Source organism: Pseudomonas sp. MDT1-85 (assembly GCF_054898065.1).
In genome coordinates, this window is sequence record NZ_CM142715.1 from 2,323,051 (window position 1) to 2,339,448 (window position 16,398).

General features: G+C 58.6%; 13 protein-coding genes. 12 read left to right on the forward strand and 1 reads right to left on the reverse strand.

Annotation, left to right across the window (positions count from 1 at the left end; translation table 11 throughout):
- Positions 1-59: 59 nt before the first annotated feature.
- From prpC to prpD, 4 genes are all read left to right on the forward strand, one after another.
- On the forward strand, positions 60-1,187 hold the full coding sequence (gene prpC / locus ACYZT2_RS10590) for a bifunctional 2-methylcitrate synthase/citrate synthase (protein ID WP_461971912.1): 1,128 nt from the start codon (positions 60-62) through the stop codon (positions 1,185-1,187).
- A 202-nt stretch (positions 1,188-1,389) separates the two neighbouring features.
- Complete coding sequence (gene acnD / locus ACYZT2_RS10595; RefSeq protein ID WP_461971914.1) at positions 1,390-3,987, forward strand: Fe/S-dependent 2-methylisocitrate dehydratase AcnD; 2,598 nt, start codon at positions 1,390-1,392, stop codon at positions 3,985-3,987.
- A 51-nt stretch (positions 3,988-4,038) separates the two neighbouring features.
- Positions 4,039-5,241, forward strand: coding sequence for a 2-methylaconitate cis-trans isomerase PrpF (gene prpF / locus ACYZT2_RS10600; RefSeq protein WP_461971916.1), 1,203 nt, complete (start codon positions 4,039-4,041; stop codon positions 5,239-5,241).
- A gap of 213 nt (positions 5,242-5,454) precedes the next feature.
- Complete coding sequence (gene prpD, locus ACYZT2_RS10605; protein ID WP_461971918.1) at positions 5,455-6,939, forward strand: 2-methylcitrate dehydratase; 1,485 nt, start codon at positions 5,455-5,457, stop codon at positions 6,937-6,939.
- A 137-nt stretch (positions 6,940-7,076) separates the two neighbouring features.
- Here prpD and ppsR read toward each other — a convergent pair whose 3' ends face one another.
- Positions 7,077-7,895, reverse strand: coding sequence for a posphoenolpyruvate synthetase regulatory kinase/phosphorylase PpsR (gene ppsR / locus ACYZT2_RS10610; protein WP_461971920.1), 819 nt, complete (start codon positions 7,893-7,895; stop codon positions 7,077-7,079).
- Positions 7,896-8,227: 332 nt separating this feature from the next.
- Here ppsR and ppsA point away from each other — a divergent pair, with 332 nt between their 5' ends.
- The 8 genes from ppsA (at position 8,228) to ACYZT2_RS10650 (ending at position 16,335) form a co-directional block, all read left to right on the forward strand.
- Positions 8,228-10,603, forward strand: coding sequence for a phosphoenolpyruvate synthase (gene ppsA, locus ACYZT2_RS10615; RefSeq protein ID WP_461971922.1), 2,376 nt, complete (start codon positions 8,228-8,230; stop codon positions 10,601-10,603).
- A 97-nt stretch (positions 10,604-10,700) separates the two neighbouring features.
- Positions 10,701-11,690, forward strand: coding sequence for an alpha/beta fold hydrolase (locus tag ACYZT2_RS10620; RefSeq protein WP_461971924.1), 990 nt, complete (start codon positions 10,701-10,703; stop codon positions 11,688-11,690).
- Positions 11,691-11,865: 175 nt separating this feature from the next.
- On the forward strand, positions 11,866-12,357 hold the full coding sequence (gene rraA / locus ACYZT2_RS10625) for a ribonuclease E activity regulator RraA (RefSeq protein WP_461971926.1): 492 nt from the start codon (positions 11,866-11,868) through the stop codon (positions 12,355-12,357).
- Between the two features lie 25 nt (positions 12,358-12,382).
- Positions 12,383-13,378 (forward strand): zinc transporter ZntB, encoded by a 996-nt coding sequence (locus tag ACYZT2_RS10630; protein ID WP_461971928.1) that lies wholly within the window; start codon positions 12,383-12,385, stop codon positions 13,376-13,378.
- 62 nt (positions 13,379-13,440) lie between these two features.
- Complete coding sequence (locus tag ACYZT2_RS10635; protein ID WP_038979914.1) at positions 13,441-13,689, forward strand: hypothetical protein; 249 nt, start codon at positions 13,441-13,443, stop codon at positions 13,687-13,689.
- A gap of 2 nt (positions 13,690-13,691) precedes the next feature.
- Positions 13,692-14,516, forward strand: a complete 825-nt coding sequence (locus ACYZT2_RS10640; protein WP_253551686.1) for a mechanosensitive ion channel family protein — start codon at positions 13,692-13,694, stop codon at positions 14,514-14,516.
- Between the two features lie 86 nt (positions 14,517-14,602).
- Positions 14,603-15,193 carry an RNA polymerase sigma factor SigX gene (gene sigX / locus ACYZT2_RS10645; protein ID WP_032830573.1) on the forward strand — a complete coding sequence of 197 codons (591 nt, stop codon included), beginning with the start codon at positions 14,603-14,605 and terminating at the stop codon, positions 15,191-15,193.
- A gap of 107 nt (positions 15,194-15,300) precedes the next feature.
- The gene (locus tag ACYZT2_RS10650; protein WP_461971931.1) at positions 15,301-16,335 is read left to right on the forward strand and encodes an OmpA family protein; all 1,035 of its coding nucleotides are present in this window, start codon (positions 15,301-15,303) and stop codon (positions 16,333-16,335) included.
- The last annotated feature ends 63 nt before the right edge of the window (positions 16,336-16,398 follow it).

Genomic DNA, 16,398 nt, shown 5'->3' on the forward strand with positions numbered 1-16,398 from the left:
CGAGCAAGCTTCGCTCCTACAAGTTTCCCCTAACAAATTCAAGAAAACTGGAGACAGCAATGGCCGAAGCAAAAGTACTCAGTGGCGCCGGGCTCCGTGGCCAGGTAGCCGGGCAAACCGCACTGTCCACCGTGGGCCAGTCGGGCGCAGGCTTGACCTATCGCGGCTACGACGTTCGCGAACTGGCGGCTGACGCACAATTTGAAGAAGTGGCTTACCTGCTGCTGTACGGCGAGCTGCCAACCAAGGCACAACTCGCTGCCTACACCCAGAAACTGAGCAAGCTGCGTGACCTGCCGCAAGCGCTGAAAGAAGTGCTTGAGCGCATCCCCGCCGACGCTCATCCGATGGACGTGATGCGCACCGGTTGCTCGTTTCTGGGCAACATCGAGCCGGAGCAAGACTTCTCCGAGCAGCACGACAAAACCGACCGCCTGTTGGCCGCGTTCCCGGCGATCATGTGCTACTGGTATCGCTTCAGCCACGACGGCAAACGCATCAATTGCGTGACCGACGAAGCCTGCATCGGCGGCCATTTCCTGCACCTGTTGCACGACAAGAAACCGAGCGAGTTGCACGTCAAGGTGATGAACGTTTCGCTGATCCTCTACGCGGAACACGAGTTCAACGCCTCGACCTTCACCGCCCGGGTGTGCGCCTCGACCTTGTCGGATTTGTATTCCTGCATCACGGCGGCCATCGGATCCCTGCGCGGCCCGCTGCATGGCGGCGCCAACGAAGCGGCGATGGAAATGATCGAGCGCTTTTCGTCGCCGGAAGAGGCGGTCAAAGGCACCCTCGATATGCTCGCGCGCAAGGACAAGATCATGGGCTTCGGCCACGCGATCTATAAGGACAACGATCCGCGCAACGAGGTGATCAAGGCCTGGTCGAAAAAACTCGCTGACGAAGTGGGCGACACGGTGCTGTTCCCGGTGTCCGAAGCCATCGACAAGACCATGTGGGAACAGAAGAAACTGTTCCCGAACGCCGACTTTTACCATGCCTCGACGTACCACTTCATGGGCATCCCGACCAAGTTGTTCACACCGATCTTCGTCTGCTCGCGCCTGACGGGCTGGGCGGCGCATGTGTTCGAACAACGCGCCAACAACCGCATCATCCGCCCGAGCGCCGAATACGTCGGCGTCGAACAGCGCAAGTTCGTGCCAATCGAACAACGCTGAATGGTGAGGGCTGGCATTGGTTACTGAATGAACCGAGCCCCTGTAGGAGCGAAGCTTGCTCGCGAAGACGGACTGACATTCAACATCAATGTCGACCGACAGACCGCTTTCGCGAGCAAGCTTCGCTCCTACAGGACTGTGTTCACTTCGGGAGCTGCACCAGGCGCCCACCCTTTGTAACCACCGTGACCGAGTCCTGACGATGAACACTGAATTCCGCAAACCGCTGCCCGGCAGCCATCTGGATTACTTCGACGTCCGCGCGGCAGTCGAAGCCATCCAGCCCGGCGCCTACGACACTCTGCCGTACACCTCCCGCGTGCTGGCGGAAAACCTTGTGCGTCGCTGCGACCCGGCCACGCTCACCGAATCCCTGAAGCAATTCATCGAGCGTAAACGCGATCTCGATTTTCCGTGGTTCCCCGCCCGCGTGGTGTGCCACGACATTCTCGGCCAGACCGCCTTAGTGGACCTCGCCGGCCTGCGCGACGCCATCGCCCTGCAAGGTGGTGACCCGGCGCAAGTGAACCCGGTAGTGCCGACTCAGTTGATCGTCGACCACTCCCTGGCCGTTGAGCGCGGTGGCTTCGATCCCGAGGCGTTCGAGAAGAACCGCGCCATTGAAGACCGTCGCAACGAAGACCGTTTCCACTTCATCAACTGGACCAAAAAAGCCTTCAAGAACGTCGACGTGATTCCGCCGGGCAACGGGATCATGCACCAGATCAACCTGGAGAAAATGTCGCCGGTGATTCAGGTCCGCGACGGCGTGGCCTTCCCCGATACCTGCGTCGGCACCGACAGTCACACCCCGCACGTCGATGCGCTGGGCGTGATCGCCATTGGTGTTGGTGGTCTGGAAGCGGAAAGCGTCATGCTCGGTCGCGCATCGTGGATGCGTTTGCCGGAAAGCGTCGGCGTCGAGCTCACTGGCAAGCTGCAACCGGGCATCACCGCCACCGACATGGTGCTGGCGCTGACTGAATACCTGCGCAAACAGAAAGTCGTCGGCGCATGGCTGGAGTTTTTCGGTGAAGGGGCTTCGGCGCTGACGTTGGGCGACCGTGCGACCATTTCCAACATGGCCCCGGAATACGGCGCTACGGCGGCAATGTTCTACATCGACCAGCAGACCATCGACTACCTGAAACTCACCGGCCGTGAAGACGAGCAAGTGCAGTTGGTCGAGAATTACGCCAAGCAGACCGGCCTCTGGGCCGACAGCCTGAAAGACGCGCAATACGAGCGCGGGTTGAGCTTCGACCTGTCCTCGGTGGTGCGCAACATGGCCGGCCCGAGCAACCCGCACGCCCGTGTCGCCACGTCCGATCTCGCGGCCCAAGGTATCTCCGGCCAGTGGGACGACGTGCCGGGCCAGATGCCGGACGGCGCGGTGATCATCGCTGCCATCACCAGTTGCACCAACACCAGCAACCCGCGCAACGTTATTGCCGCAGGTCTGCTGGCGCGCAACGCCAACAAGCTCGGGCTGAGCCGCAAGCCGTGGGTCAAATCCTCGCTGGCGCCGGGTTCGAAAACCGTGGCGCTGTATCTGGATGAAGCCGGTTTGACCAAAGAGCTGGAGCAACTCGGCTTCGGCGTCGTGGCCTTCGCCTGCACCACATGCAACGGCATGTCCGGCGCGCTGGACCCGGTGATCCAGCAGGAAATCATCGACCGCGATCTTTACGCCACGGCCGTACTCTCCGGCAACCGTAACTTCGACGGGCGGATTCACCCGTACGCCAAAAACGCGTTCCTGGCCTCGCCGCCATTGGTGGTGGCTTACGCCATCGCCGGGACCATCCGTTTCGACATCGAAAAAGATGTGCTGGGCCTGGACGCGAACGGCAAGGAAATCCGCCTGAAAGACATCTGGCCGAGCGACGAAGAAATCGACGCGGTGGTGAAAGCTTCGGTCAAACCGGAGCAGTTCCGTCAGGTGTACATCCCGATGTTCGCCATCCACGAAGACACCGGTCCGAAGGTCACGCCGCTGTATGACTGGCGCGAGATGAGCACCTACATCCGCCGTCCGCCGTACTGGGAGGGCGCGCTGGCCGGCGCTCGTCCGCTCAAGGGCATGCGCCCGCTGGCGGTGCTGCCGGACAACATCACCACCGATCACCTGTCGCCATCGAACGCGATCATGCTCGACAGCGCCGCCGGTGAATACCTGGCGAAAATGGGCCTGCCGGAAGAAGACTTCAATTCCTACGCCACCCACCGCGGCGACCACTTGACCGCGCAGCGCGCGACGTTCGCCAACCCGAAACTGTTCAACGAAATGGTTCAGGAAAACGGCAAGGTCAAGCAGGGTTCCCTGGCGCGAGTCGAGCCGGAAGGCCAGGTCATGCGCATGTGGGAAGCCATCGAAACCTACATGGAACGCAAGCAGCCGCTGATCATCATCGCAGGCCAAGACTATGGTCAGGGTTCGTCCCGCGACTGGGCAGCCAAAGGCGTGCGTCTGGCGGGTGTGGAAGCGATCGCCGCGGAAGGTTTCGAGCGCATCCACCGCACCAACCTGGTGGGCATGGGCGTGTTGCCGCTGGAGTTCAAAGCGGGTACCGATCGTCACACCCTGGCCATCGACGGCAGCGAAACCTACGACGTGATCGGCGACCGCACCCCGCGTGCGACGCTGACGCTGGTGATCAATCGCAAGAATGGCGAACGCGTCGAAGTGCCGGTGACCTGCCGCCTCGACACAGCCGAAGAAGTGTCGATCTACGAGGCCGGCGGCGTGTTGCAGCGTTTCGCTCAGGACTTCCTCGAAGAATCGGCGGTTGCCGTTTAACACGACGAGCCGCGCGGGATTTAAGTCCCGCGCTGGCCGACAAGGATCAATATGGCTCACGCACCTCAAATCGCCCCTCAGATCAAGATTCCCGCCACCTACATGCGCGGCGGCACCAGCAAAGGCGTGTTCTTCAACCTCAAGGATTTGCCCGAAGCGGCGCGGGTTCCCGGCCCGGCTCGCGATGCGTTATTGCTGCGAGTGATCGGCAGCCCCGACCCTTACGACAAGCAAATCGACGGCATGGGCGGTGCGACGTCCAGCACCAGCAAAACCGTGATTCTGTCGAAAAGCCTCAAGGCCGATCACGACGTCGATTACCTGTTCGGTCAGGTCTCCATCGACAAGCCTTTCGTCGACTGGAGCGGCAACTGCGGCAACCTGTCGGCAGCGGTCGGTTCCTTCGCCATCAGCAACGGTCTGGTGGACGCCAGCCGCATTCCGCACAACGGTGTCGCGGTGGTGCGCGTGTGGCAGGCCAACATCGGCAAGACCATCATCGCCCATGTGCCGATCACCAACGGCGAGGTCCAGGAAACCGGCGATTTCGAACTCGACGGCGTGACCTTTCCGGCGGCCGAAGTGCAGCTCGAATTCATGGACCCGGCGGCGGAAGAAGAGGGCGGGGCCGGTTCGATGTTTCCCACCGGCAATCTGGTGGATGACCTCGAAGTGCCGGGCGTCGGTACGCTCAAGGCGACCCTGATCAACGCCGGCATTCCGACCATTTTCATCAATGCCGAAGACATCGGCTACACCGGCACCGAATTGCAGGGCGCGATCAACGGCGACCTGAAGGCCCTGGCGATGTTTGAAACCATCCGCGCTTACGGCGCGCTGCGCATGGGGCTGATTCAGCACCTGGACGAAGCGGCCAAGCGTCAGCACACACCGAAGGTGGCGTTTGTCGCCAAACCGGCGGATTACATTGCGTCCAGCGGCAAGAAGATCGCCGGCACCGACATTGACTTGCTGGTGCGCGCGCTGTCCATGGGCAAACTGCACCACGCGATGATGGGCACGGCAGCGGTGGCCATCGGCACGGCGGCGGCAATTTCCGGCACGTTGGTGAACCTGGCGGCAGGTGGCATCGAACGCAACGCCGTGCGCTTCGGTCATCCCTCCGGCACCTTGCGCGTGGGCGCCGAGGCCAGCCAGGCCAACGGTGAATGGACCGTGAACAAAGCCATCATGAGCCGCAGTGCGCGGGTGTTGATGGAAGGTTACGTCCGTGTGCCGGGGGACTGTTTCTAACCCCAATCCAGACATACACACAAAACCCTGTGGGAGCGAGCCTGCTCGCGATGACGGACTGACATTCAACATCTATGTCGACTGATATATCGCTATCGCGAGCAGGCTCGCTCCCACAGTGGACTGCATTTCAATAACAAGAATGGCGTCACCAACTAAGATTGATCCTGAACCGAGGTCCCATCAGCGAACCACTGACCGAGTGAATCGAACATGAGCGCCAACGTCGACCTGAACACCCGCCCCGACTACGATACAGTCCTGCAGGACATTGCCGACTACGTCCTCAACTTCAAAATCGAATCTACCGACGCGCTGGACACCGCCCGCAATTGCCTGATGGACACCCTCGGCTGCGGTCTGCTGGCCCTGCGTTTTCCCGAATGCACCAAACACCTGGGACCCATCGTCGAAGGCACGGTCGTTCCCTTCGGTGCTCGCGTGCCGGGCACCAGTTACCGTCTCGATCCGGTCAAAGCCGCCTGGGATATCGGGTGCATCGTCCGCTGGCTCGATTACAACGACACCTGGCTCGCCGCCGAGTGGGGTCATCCGTCCGATAACCTCGGCGCCATTCTCGCGGTGGCTGACCACCTGTCGCAAAAACGCCAGGCCAATGGCGACGCACCGCTAACCATTCGTGTGGTGTTGGAAGCCATGATCATGGCCCATGAGGTTCAAGGCGTGATTGCGCTGGAAAACTCCTTCAACCGCGTTGGCATCGATCACGTCATCCTGGTTAAAGTCGCCTCGACCGCCGTCACCGCCAAGCTCATGGGCGCCAATCGCGAGCAACTGCTATCTGCGTTGTCCCATGCCTTTGCCGATGGCCAGGCCCTGCGTACTTACCGGCATGCGCCAAATGCCGGGTCGCGTAAATCCTGGGCAGCGGGGGACGCGTCCAGCCGTGGCGTGCGTCTGGCGGACATTGCGATGCGCGGGGAGATGGGTATTCCCGGTGTACTGACCGCCAAGCAATGGGGGTTCTACGACGTACTGTTCAGCCACACCAACAACGACCTGGCGCTCAAGCCTGAAGACAAGCAAGCCTTCAGATTCTCTCGGCCGTTCGGCAGCTACGTGATGGAAAACGTGCTGTTCAAGATCAGTTTTCCCGCCGAGTTTCACGCGCAAACTGCCTGCGAGGCTGCTGTCACTCTGCATCCATTGGTCAGGAATCGCCTGCACGAAATCGACAGAATTGTCATTACCACCCACGAATCGGCGATCCGCATCATCTCCAAAGTCGGCCCGCTGGCCAATGCTGCGGACCGCGACCACTGCATCCAGTACATGACCGCCGTACCCTTGGTGTTCGGTAATCTGGTGGCCGAGCAGTACGAAGACGACTTCCACGCGGTGCACCCGATTATCGATGTGCTGCGCGACAAAATGGTCATCGTCGAAGACCCGCGCTTCACCCGCGAATACCTGGAGCCGGATAAACGTTCCATCGCCAATGCGCTGCAGGTGTTCTTCAAGGACGGTTCCAGCACCGAGAACGTGGTGGTGGAGTATCCGATCGGCCATCGCCGTCGCCGCGCCGATGGTATTCCGCTGCTGGAAGAGAAATTCAAGATGAATCTGGCGACGCGCTTCACGGCGCAGCGCAGTGCCGAGATTATTGCGTTGTGCAAGGACCAGGCTGCACTTGAAGCAACGCCTGTGAACCGGTTTGTGGATTTGTTTGTGATCTAGTTACACCGCGTCATCGTTCAATCGCGAGCAGGCTCGCTCCCACATTGGATCTTCAGCGGACACATTATCTGTGTGCGACACCGTTCAAATGTGGGAGCGAGCCTGCTCGCGATGGCGGTGGAGCAGACGCCGGAAATTTACTTGAACCGTCGCTCCACGCCTTTCTCTACTAAAATCTTCGCAGAGATCTCTTCCACGGAGAAATGCGTTGAATTGATGTGGGCAATGTTCTCGCGGCGAAACAGATTCTCCACCTCGCGCACTTCGAATTCGCACTGCGCGTAGCTCGAATAGCGGCTGTTGGGCTTGCGCTCATTGCGGATGGCTGTAAGCCGGTCCGGGTCGATGGTCAGGCCGAACAGTTTGTGATGATGGGCGCGCAGGGCGGTTGGCAGTTGCAGGCGCTCCATGTCGTCTTCGGTCAACGGGTAATTGGCCGCGCGGATACCGAATTGCATGGCCATGTACAGGCACGTCGGCGTCTTACCACATCGCGACACGCCCACTAGTATCAGGTCGGCCTTGTCGTAATAGTGGGTGCGGGCGCCATCGTCGTTGTCGAGGGCGAAGTTCACCGCCTCGATGCGCTCCATGTAATTGGAGTTGTGGCCGATGGAGTGGGATTTGCCGACGGTGTAGGAAGAATGCTCGGTCAGTTCCTGTTCCAGCGGGGCCAGGAAGGTCGAGAAAATGTCGATCATGAAACCATTCGAGGTCGCGAGGATCTCACGAATGTCCTGATTGACAATGGTGTCGAAAATAATCGGACGAAAACCATCGTTTTCGGCGGCTTTGTTGATTTGTTGTACCATGGCCCGCGCTTTATCCGCGTTGTCGATGTAGGGCCGCGTGATTTTGCTGAAGGTAATGTTTTCGAACTGCGCCAGCAGGCTTTGACCGAGGGTTTCGGCGGTAATGCCCGTGCCATCGGAGATAAAGAAAGCAGATCGTTTCATTTGCACCTTGGGCCTTAAGTGAGTGTCCTGTGTCACAAATGCGTTCCCTTTTGACGGCGCCTGTTGTCGCCATACTGCGTTGCCGCTCCTCGCCATAGCCAGCTATGACTCGTCGCGGCGCCTTGTCTGGCAACAACAGTCACTCGCCAAAAAGGAACGCACTTGCGACACAGGACACTTGTGACGATTCTTGGATATAGTAGGCGCGATTTGTCGGCCGCCAGTGGCCAGCATTCTCACTTATTTTCCAGGTCCAGGCCATACAGTCGGCAAATGCTCCCCCGAGTCGCCGGCTTCTGAGCTTTTCCAACACAGTTAGTGGAGAGATCACCTTGGTAGAGTACGTAGTTTCCCTCGATAAGCTCGGCGTCCATGATGTAGAGCATGTGGGGGGCAAGAACGCATCCCTGGGCGAGATGATCAGTAACCTTGCAGGTGCCGGTGTATCGGTGCCCGGTGGCTTCGCCACGACAGCTCAGGCTTATCGTGATTTTCTGGAACTGAGCGGCCTGAACGGTCAGATCCATGCCGCCCTCGACGCCCTGGACGTCGATGATGTCAACGCCTTGGCCAAGACCGGCGCCCAGATCCGCCAATGGATCATGGAAGCCGAGTTTCCCGAGAAGCTCAACGCCGAGATCCGCACTGCGTTCGCTACGCTGTCGGCCGGCAACCCTGACATGGCCGTGGCCGTGCGCTCTTCCGCTACCGCCGAAGACTTGCCGGACGCTTCCTTCGCCGGTCAGCAGGAAACCTTCCTGAACATCCGTGGTGTCGAAAACGTTATTCGCGCCGCCAAAGAGGTGTTCGCTTCCCTGTTCAACGACCGTGCGATTTCCTACCGCGTCCACCAGGGCTTTGACCACAAGCTGGTTGCCCTGTCGGCCGGTGTGCAGCGCATGGTCCGCTCCGAAACTGGCACCGCCGGCGTGATGTTCACCCTCGATACCGAATCGGGCTTCCGTGACGTGGTGTTCATCACCGGCGCTTACGGCCTGGGTGAAACCGTCGTACAAGGCGCGGTGAACCCGGATGAATTCTATGTCCACAAAGGCACGCTGGAAGCCGGTCGTCCGGCCATCCTGCGTCGCAATCTGGGCAGCAAAGCCATCAAGATGATCTACGGCGAAGTGGCCACGGCCGGTAAATCGGTCAAGACCATCGACGTGGACAAGGCCGATCGTGCACGTTTCTGCCTGAGCGACGCCGAAGTCAGTGAGCTGGCCAAGCAAGCGATGATCATCGAGAAGCACTACAAGTGCCCGATGGACATCGAATGGGCCAAAGACGGCGACGACGGCAAGCTCTACATCGTTCAGGCCCGTCCTGAAACCGTGAAGAGTCGTACTTCGGCCAACGTCATGGAACGTTACCTGTTGAAAGAAACCGGCACCGTGCTGGTGGAAGGTCGTGCCATCGGCCAGCGCATCGGCGCCGGCAAGGTCCGCATCATCAAGGACGTGTCCGAGATGGACAAAGTCCAGCCGGGCGACGTTCTGGTTTCCGACATGACCGACCCGGACTGGGAACCGGTCATGAAGCGCGCCAGCGCCATCGTCACCAACCGTGGCGGTCGTACCTGCCACGCGGCGATCATCGCTCGCGAGCTGGGCATTCCGGCCGTGGTCGGTTGCGGCAACGCCACCCAGCTGTTGAAAGACGGCCAGGGCGTGACCGTTTCCTGTGCTGAAGGCGACACTGGTTACATCTTCGAAGGCGAATTGGGCTTCGACATCAAGAAAAACTCCGTGGATGCCATGCCGGATCTGCCGTTCAAGATCATGATGAACGTCGGCAACCCGGACCGCGCCTTCGACTTCGCGCAGCTGCCGAACGCCGGTGTGGGCCTGGCCCGACTGGAATTCATCATCAACCGCATGATCGGCGTGCATCCCAAAGCACTGTTGAACTACGACGGCCTGCCGCAAGAAATCAAGGACAGCGTCGACAAGCGCATCGCCGGTTACGACGACCCGGTCGGCTTCTATGTCGAGAAACTGGTCGAAGGTATCAGTACCCTGGCGGCAGCGTTCTGGCCGAAAAAGGTCATCGTGCGTCTGTCGGACTTCAAGTCCAACGAATACGCGAACCTGATCGGCGGCAAGCTCTACGAGCCGGAAGAAGAAAACCCGATGCTGGGCTTCCGTGGTGCTTCGCGTTATATCAGCGAATCGTTCCGCGACTGCTTCGAGCTCGAATGCCGCGCCCTCAAGCGCGTGCGTAACGAGATGGGCCTGACCAACGTCGAAATCATGGTGCCGTTCGTTCGCACCCTCGGCGAAGCGAGCCAAGTGGTTGATCTGCTGGCCGAAAATGGTCTGGCTCGGGGCGACAACGGACTGCGCGTGATCATGATGTGCGAACTGCCGTCCAACGCGATCCTGGCTGAAGAGTTCCTCGAGTTCTTCGACGGCTTCTCTATCGGCTCCAACGACCTGACTCAGCTGACACTGGGCCTGGACCGTGACTCCGGGATCATCGCGCACCTGTTCGACGAGCGTAATCCTGCGGTCAAGAAGCTGCTGGCCAATGCTATTCAGGCCTGCAACAAGGCCGGCAAGTACATTGGTATCTGCGGTCAGGGCCCTTCGGACCATCCGGATCTGGCCAAGTGGCTGATGGATCAGGGCATCGAAAGCGTTTCGCTGAACCCCGATTCCGTGCTGGAAACCTGGTTCTTCCTGGCTGAGGGTCAGGCTCCGGTCTGATGGGGTGAGTGAAAGGGCCGATCTGTGATCGGCCCTTTTAGAGATTCAAGTAGGGCGGGCATCCTCTGGATGCCGCCCTTTTTTGTGCAAGAGCATTATGCAAAGCAGCAGCAACCTATTTCCTGTCGCCCTGATCAGCGCCGAGCGGCGCGGTGATCTGAGCGAAGACGTCTATCGTTTGAAACCCGGTAACAGCCCCGACGGCACCGTCGAACTGGCTGTGACCCGCTTGGGCCTGGCCGATGAGCCGGCGGTGCGTGGCGTGCCGGTGATTCTGTTGCACGGCAGCTTTTCCAATCGACGGTTCTGGTTCTCTCCCAAAGGTTTGGGGTTGGGGGCTTATCTGACGCGTCTGGGATTCGATGTGTGGATCCCGGAAATGCGCGGTCATGGGCTGTCTCAGCGCAACCAGGACTATCGCAAGAACCGCGTTTGCGACTACGCGCGTTACGATTTGCCGGCCATTGGCGCGTTCGTGCGCGAGCAAAGCGGGCAGGTCCCACACTGGATCGGTCATTCGCTGGGTGGCATTACGCTGGCGGCGGCGCTGGGCGGTGAATACATCGGCGAACCGGTGGTGGCCTCTGCGGCGTTTTTCGGCACGCAGGTCAGCCGCACCTACTGGCCATTGAAGTTTCCGCCGGTGGAGTGGAGCGGGCGCTTCATTCTCAAGCGCTTTGCCCAACTGTCAGGTTCCCGGCTCAAGCGCGGCCCGGAGGATGAGCCGATAGGCCTGGCCCTGGAAAGCATGCGCTGGTACGGGCTGTTCGGGCGCTTTGGCGATGCCGACAAGGACTGGTGGGCGGGTTTGGCCGAGGTTCAATTGCCAGTGCTGGCCGTGAGCGCCGCGGGCGATCATCAAGACCCGTCTTGGGCCTGCCGCAAGCTGTTCGATCAGGTCGGCTCCGAGCACAAACAATTCATCACCCTTGGCCGCGAGCAAGGCTTTGGCGATAATTTCGGTCATGTGGAAATGCTTGTCAGCAAGGCTGCGCAGACTGAAGTCTGGCCGTTGGTGGCGCATTGGCTGGCGGATCAAAAGACGCCCTTGCTGGGTGGAAAGCCGGATTTGGATGCGGCCGTTTAAGCTCTGATGCTCTAACAAGGGCATTTCGCTCTGAACGGCTTGCGGCTAAGATATGACGCATTAAGCGGTTCTGGTCACTTTTGGTGATTGATTCGATCGGCGCGTTTGCAGCCGTTCAGCCTTGGCCCGCGTATGCTGCCTACTCGATTGTCTTCCTTTTTACAGGAGTTTCTCGATGAACCATTACATCACGCCTGACCTGTGCGACGCCTACCCGGAGCTGGTACAGGTGCTGGAACCGATGTTCAGCAATTTCGGTGGCCGTGATTCTTTCGGTGGCGAAATCGTGACCATCAAATGTTTCGAAGATAATTCGCTGGTCAAGGAGCAAGTCGCGCTCAAGGGTAACGGTAAAGTGCTGGTGGTAGACGGTGGCGGTTCCCTGCGCCGCGCGCTGTTGGGCGACCTGCTGGCCGAGAAAGCCGCCAGTAACGGTTGGGAAGGGCTGGTGATTTACGGTTGCATCCGCGACGTTGACGTCATCGCGCAAACCGATCTGGGGGTTCAGGCGCTGGCCAGTCACCCGATGAAAACCGACCGGCGCGGTGTGGGTGAACTCAATATTGCCGTGACCTTCGCGGGTGTGACCTTCCACCCGGGTCACTATGTTTATGCGGACAACAACGGCGTGATCGTTTCGCCGAGCCCGCTGAAGATGCCTGAATAAAGCGCGTTTCATTAAAGGGGTGAGGATGTTCGAGGAAGAAAACGCGCAGTGGGGGCTGGTGCATGCCCTGGTGCTGGACGGTAAAGGCGGTGCGCGTTCGATAGCCCGGACAGAACTCGATGACTTGCAACTGCAGGCCCATGAAAGCCTGTGGCTGCACTGGGATCGCAGTCATCCGCAAACCCAGACCTGGCTGCGTAAATACAGCGGTCTGAGTGAATTTAGTTGCGACTTGTTGCTGGAAGAGAACACCCGGCCGCGTCTTTTGCCGCTGCCGGACTCCGAGCTGTTGCTGTTTTTGCGTGGGGTCAACCTCAATCCAGGTGCCGAGCCGGAAGACATGGTCTCGGTGCGGATTTTCGGTTCGGCCCAGCGGGTGATTTCCCTGCGTCTGCGGCCATTGCGCGCCACCGATGAGTTGCTGGTGCAATTGGCCGAAGGCAAAGGGCCGCGAACCGCTTCCGAACTGATCCTTTATATGGCGCAATACCTCACTGACAAAGTGCAGGATCTGGTCAGCTGCCTCTCGGAAATCGTCGATGAGGAAGAAGAAAAGCTGGATACCGATGAACGGTATACACCGGAGCATGGGGCCGTTTTGCAAATCCGTCGCAGAGCGGCCGCACTGAAACGGTTTCTGGCACCGCAACGGGATATTTTTGGCCAGCTGACGCGGATAAAACTGCCGTGGTTCGTTGAAGACGATGGCGATTACTGGAACGAATTGAACAACAGCCTGACCCGTTATCTCGAGGAGCTGGAATTGACCCGGGAGCGCGTGGGGCTGGTCCTGGAGGCCGAAGACCGGCGTTTGAGCGTGCGCATGAATCGCACGATGTACCGCTTCGGGATCATCACCGGGATCTTTTTGCCGATGAGTTTCCTGACCGGTCTTTTGGGTATCAACGTCGGCGGTATTCCGTTCTCCACCAGCCCTTATGGCTTCCTGATCGCTTGCTTGCTGGCAGGCTCGGTAGCGCTGGGACAGTGGTTGCTATACCGACGTTTGCGCTGGTTCTGATATGAGTCATGTGACCCGAGCAAATTTGACCGCGTCTTTCACAGATATCACGAGAGGTGCGTATGCACGATCCGTTCGAACAGTCTTTGCGTGACATGCTCAAAGCTTCGCCGTCCAGCCGTGACGACGATGCCTGCCTGGGGCGCGTGCTGAAAACCGCCAACCGCCAGGTCGGTGCCGGCGATCTGTTCAGCTTGCTGGGCCGTTGGCTGCCCGCGCTGATGATCGCCCTGAATAACGGATCGGCCCATGTCGCGCCGGTTTCCCGTCTTCGTAAACCTTCCGCTCGCACTGCTGATAAGGCTGATTGAATATGGAACTTGACCTCTGGACTCAGAGCCTCGTCACTGCAATGACCGCGTTATGGACCAAAGTTGCGAACTTCATTCCGAACCTGTTTGGCGCACTGGTTGTGCTGCTATTGGGTTTTGTCGTGGCCAAACTGCTGGACACGCTGCTCTCCAAATTGCTCGCCAAGCTGGGCCTCGATCGCCTGATGGGCGGTACCGGGCTCACCAAATTGCTGTCCCGAGCTGGCCTTCAAGTGCCTATCTCGACATTGATCGGCAAGATCGTTTATTGGTTCGTTCTGCTGATTTTTCTGGTTTCGGCCGCAGAATCACTTGGACTTGAGCGAGTTTCGGCTACGCTGGACATGTTGGCGCTGTATTTGCCGAAAGTATTTGGCGCGGCGCTGGTGCTGCTGGTGGGTGTCTTGCTGGCGCAGCTGGCCAATGGGCTGGTGCGTGGCGCGGCAGAAGGCGTAGGTCTTGATTACGCCGCGGGCCTGGGGCGAATTGCCCAAGGCCTGGTGATCATCATCAGTATTTCGGTTGCGATCAGCCAGTTGGAGGTCAAAACTGACCTGCTCAACCATGTGATCGTGATCGTTTTGATTACCGTTGGTCTGGCGGTTGCGCTGGCCATGGGCTTGGGAAGCCGGGAAATTGCCGGTCAGATTCTTGCGGGAATCTATGTGCGTGAGTTGTATCAGGTTGGGCAACAAGTGCGTGTTGGTGAGGTCGAAGGTCAGATCGAAGAGATCGGCACGGTTAAAACCACCGTGCTGACCGATGAGGGTGAGCTAGTCTCTCTCTCGAATCGGTTTCTCTTGGAGCAGCATGTGAGTAGCCGCTAACCCGGCAAATCCTGCTAATGTATGCCGCCGCAAAATGTCCTGAAGGATTGCGGCGGACATTGACCTGACTGTCGGCCAGACTTGTTTTGAATAAAGCTCAATCGCTCTCCACGCGCTACGACCCCCGCGAGCTCTCTGATGAGGAGTTGGTCGCGCGCTCGCATACCGAGCTGTTTCACGTAACGCGCGCTTATGAAGAACTGATGCGGCGTTACCAGCGAACATTATTTAACGTTTGTGCACGGTATCTTGGGAACGATCGTGACGCAGATGATGTCTGTCAGGAAGTGATGTTGAAGGTGCTCTACGGCCTGAAGAACTTCGAGGGGAAATCGAAGTTCAAGACATGGCTATATAGCATCACGTACAACGAGTGCATCACGCAGTATCGGAAAGAACGGCGAAAGCGTCGCTTGATGGACGCTTTGAGTCTGGACCCCCTCGAGGAAGCATCTGAAGAAAAGATGCCGAAACCCGAGGAGAAGGGCGGACTTGATCGCTGGCTGGTGTATGTGAACCCGATCGACCGTGAAATTCTGGTGCTACGATTTGTCGCAGAACTGGAATTTCAGGAGATCGCAGACATAATGCACATGGGTTTGAGTGCAACAAAAATGCGTTACAAACGCGCTCTAGACAAATTGCGTGAGAAATTTGCAGGCATTGCTGAAACTTAGTTCAGCGCAAATATCTCTTACGTGTAGGCAAGTTCTGATAGACTTGCCGCCGAGTTGTCCCCCGGTTTGCGGGACTGCTTCACAATCACCAGATGGGGATTTAACGGATGAAACTGAAAAACACCTTGGGCTTGGCCATTGGTTCTCTTATTGCTGCCACTTCGTTCGGCGCTCTGGCACAAGGCCAAGGCGCAGTTGAAATCGAAGGCTTCGCTAAGAAAGAAATGTTCGATAGCGCTCGTGACTTCAAGAACAACGGCAACCTGTTCGGCGGTTCTGTTGGTTACTTCCTGACCGACGACGTTGAACTGCGTCTGGCCTACGACGAAGTGCACAACGCACGTGCCGAAGATGGCCGTAACATCAAGGGCTCCAACACCGCTCTGGATGCTCTGTACCACTTCAACAACCCGGGCGACATGCTGCGTCCGTACGTATCGGCTGGCTTCTCCGACCAAAGCATTGGTCAGAACGGCAAAAGCGGTCGTAACGGTTCCACATTCGCCAACGTTGGCGGCGGTGCCAAGCTGTACTTCACCGACAACTTCTACGCCCGTGCTGGCGTTGAAGCTCAGTACAACATCGACCAGGGCGACACCGAGTGGGCTCCTAGCGTCGGTATCGGTGTGAACTTCGGTGGCGGCTCCAAGCCTGCTGCTGCTCCAGTTCCAGCACCAGCTGAAGTCTGCGCCGACAGCGACAACGATGGCGTTTGCGACAACGTTGACAAGTGCCCGGACACCCCAGCCAACGTAACTGTTGACGCTGATGGCTGCCCAGCAGTTGCTGAAGTTGTTCGTGTTGAGCTGGACGTGAAATTCGACTTCGACAAGTCGGTAGTCAAGCCTAACAGCTACGGCGACATCAAAAACCTGGCTGACTTCATGAAGCAGTACCCATCCACCAGCACTACTGTTGAAGGTCACACTGACTCCGTCGGTCCTGACGCTTACAACCAGAAACTGTCCGAGCGTCGTGCAAACGCCGTTAAGCAAGTTCTGACCAACCAGTACGGTGTTGAATCGTCCCGCGTTCAGTCTGTTGGCTACGGCGAATCCCGCCCAGTTGCTGACAACAAAACTGACGCTGGTCGCGCTGTAAACCGTCGCGTAGAAGCGCAGGTTGAAGCTAGCGCTAAGTAATTAGCTCGCAGCTCTGGAAAAGCCCGGCTTAGGCCGGGCTTTTCTTTGTCTGCGATTTGGGTT

Excerpts from the sequence above, each read along its gene's own strand:
- prpC (WP_461971912.1), top strand. The coding sequence starts at position 60 with ATGGCCGAAGCAAAAGTACTCAGTGGCGCCGGGCTCCGTGGCCAGGTA.
- prpF (WP_461971916.1), top strand. The coding sequence starts at position 4,039 with ATGGCTCACGCACCTCAAATCGCCCCTCAGATCAAGATTCCCGCCACC.
- acnD (WP_461971914.1), top strand. The coding sequence starts at position 1,390 with ATGAACACTGAATTCCGCAAACCGCTGCCCGGCAGCCATCTGGATTAC.
- ACYZT2_RS10630 (WP_461971928.1), top strand. The coding sequence starts at position 12,383 with ATGTTCGAGGAAGAAAACGCGCAGTGGGGGCTGGTGCATGCCCTGGTG.
- ACYZT2_RS10635 (WP_038979914.1), top strand. The coding sequence starts at position 13,441 with ATGCACGATCCGTTCGAACAGTCTTTGCGTGACATGCTCAAAGCTTCG.
- ppsR (WP_461971920.1), bottom strand. The coding sequence starts at position 7,895 with ATGAAACGATCTGCTTTCTTTATCTCCGATGGCACGGGCATTACCGCC.
- ACYZT2_RS10640 (WP_253551686.1), top strand. The coding sequence starts at position 13,692 with ATGGAACTTGACCTCTGGACTCAGAGCCTCGTCACTGCAATGACCGCG.
- ACYZT2_RS10650 (WP_461971931.1), top strand. The coding sequence starts at position 15,301 with ATGAAACTGAAAAACACCTTGGGCTTGGCCATTGGTTCTCTTATTGCT.
- ACYZT2_RS10620 (WP_461971924.1), top strand. The coding sequence starts at position 10,701 with ATGCAAAGCAGCAGCAACCTATTTCCTGTCGCCCTGATCAGCGCCGAG.
- prpD (WP_461971918.1), top strand. The coding sequence starts at position 5,455 with ATGAGCGCCAACGTCGACCTGAACACCCGCCCCGACTACGATACAGTC.
- rraA (WP_461971926.1), top strand. The coding sequence starts at position 11,866 with ATGAACCATTACATCACGCCTGACCTGTGCGACGCCTACCCGGAGCTG.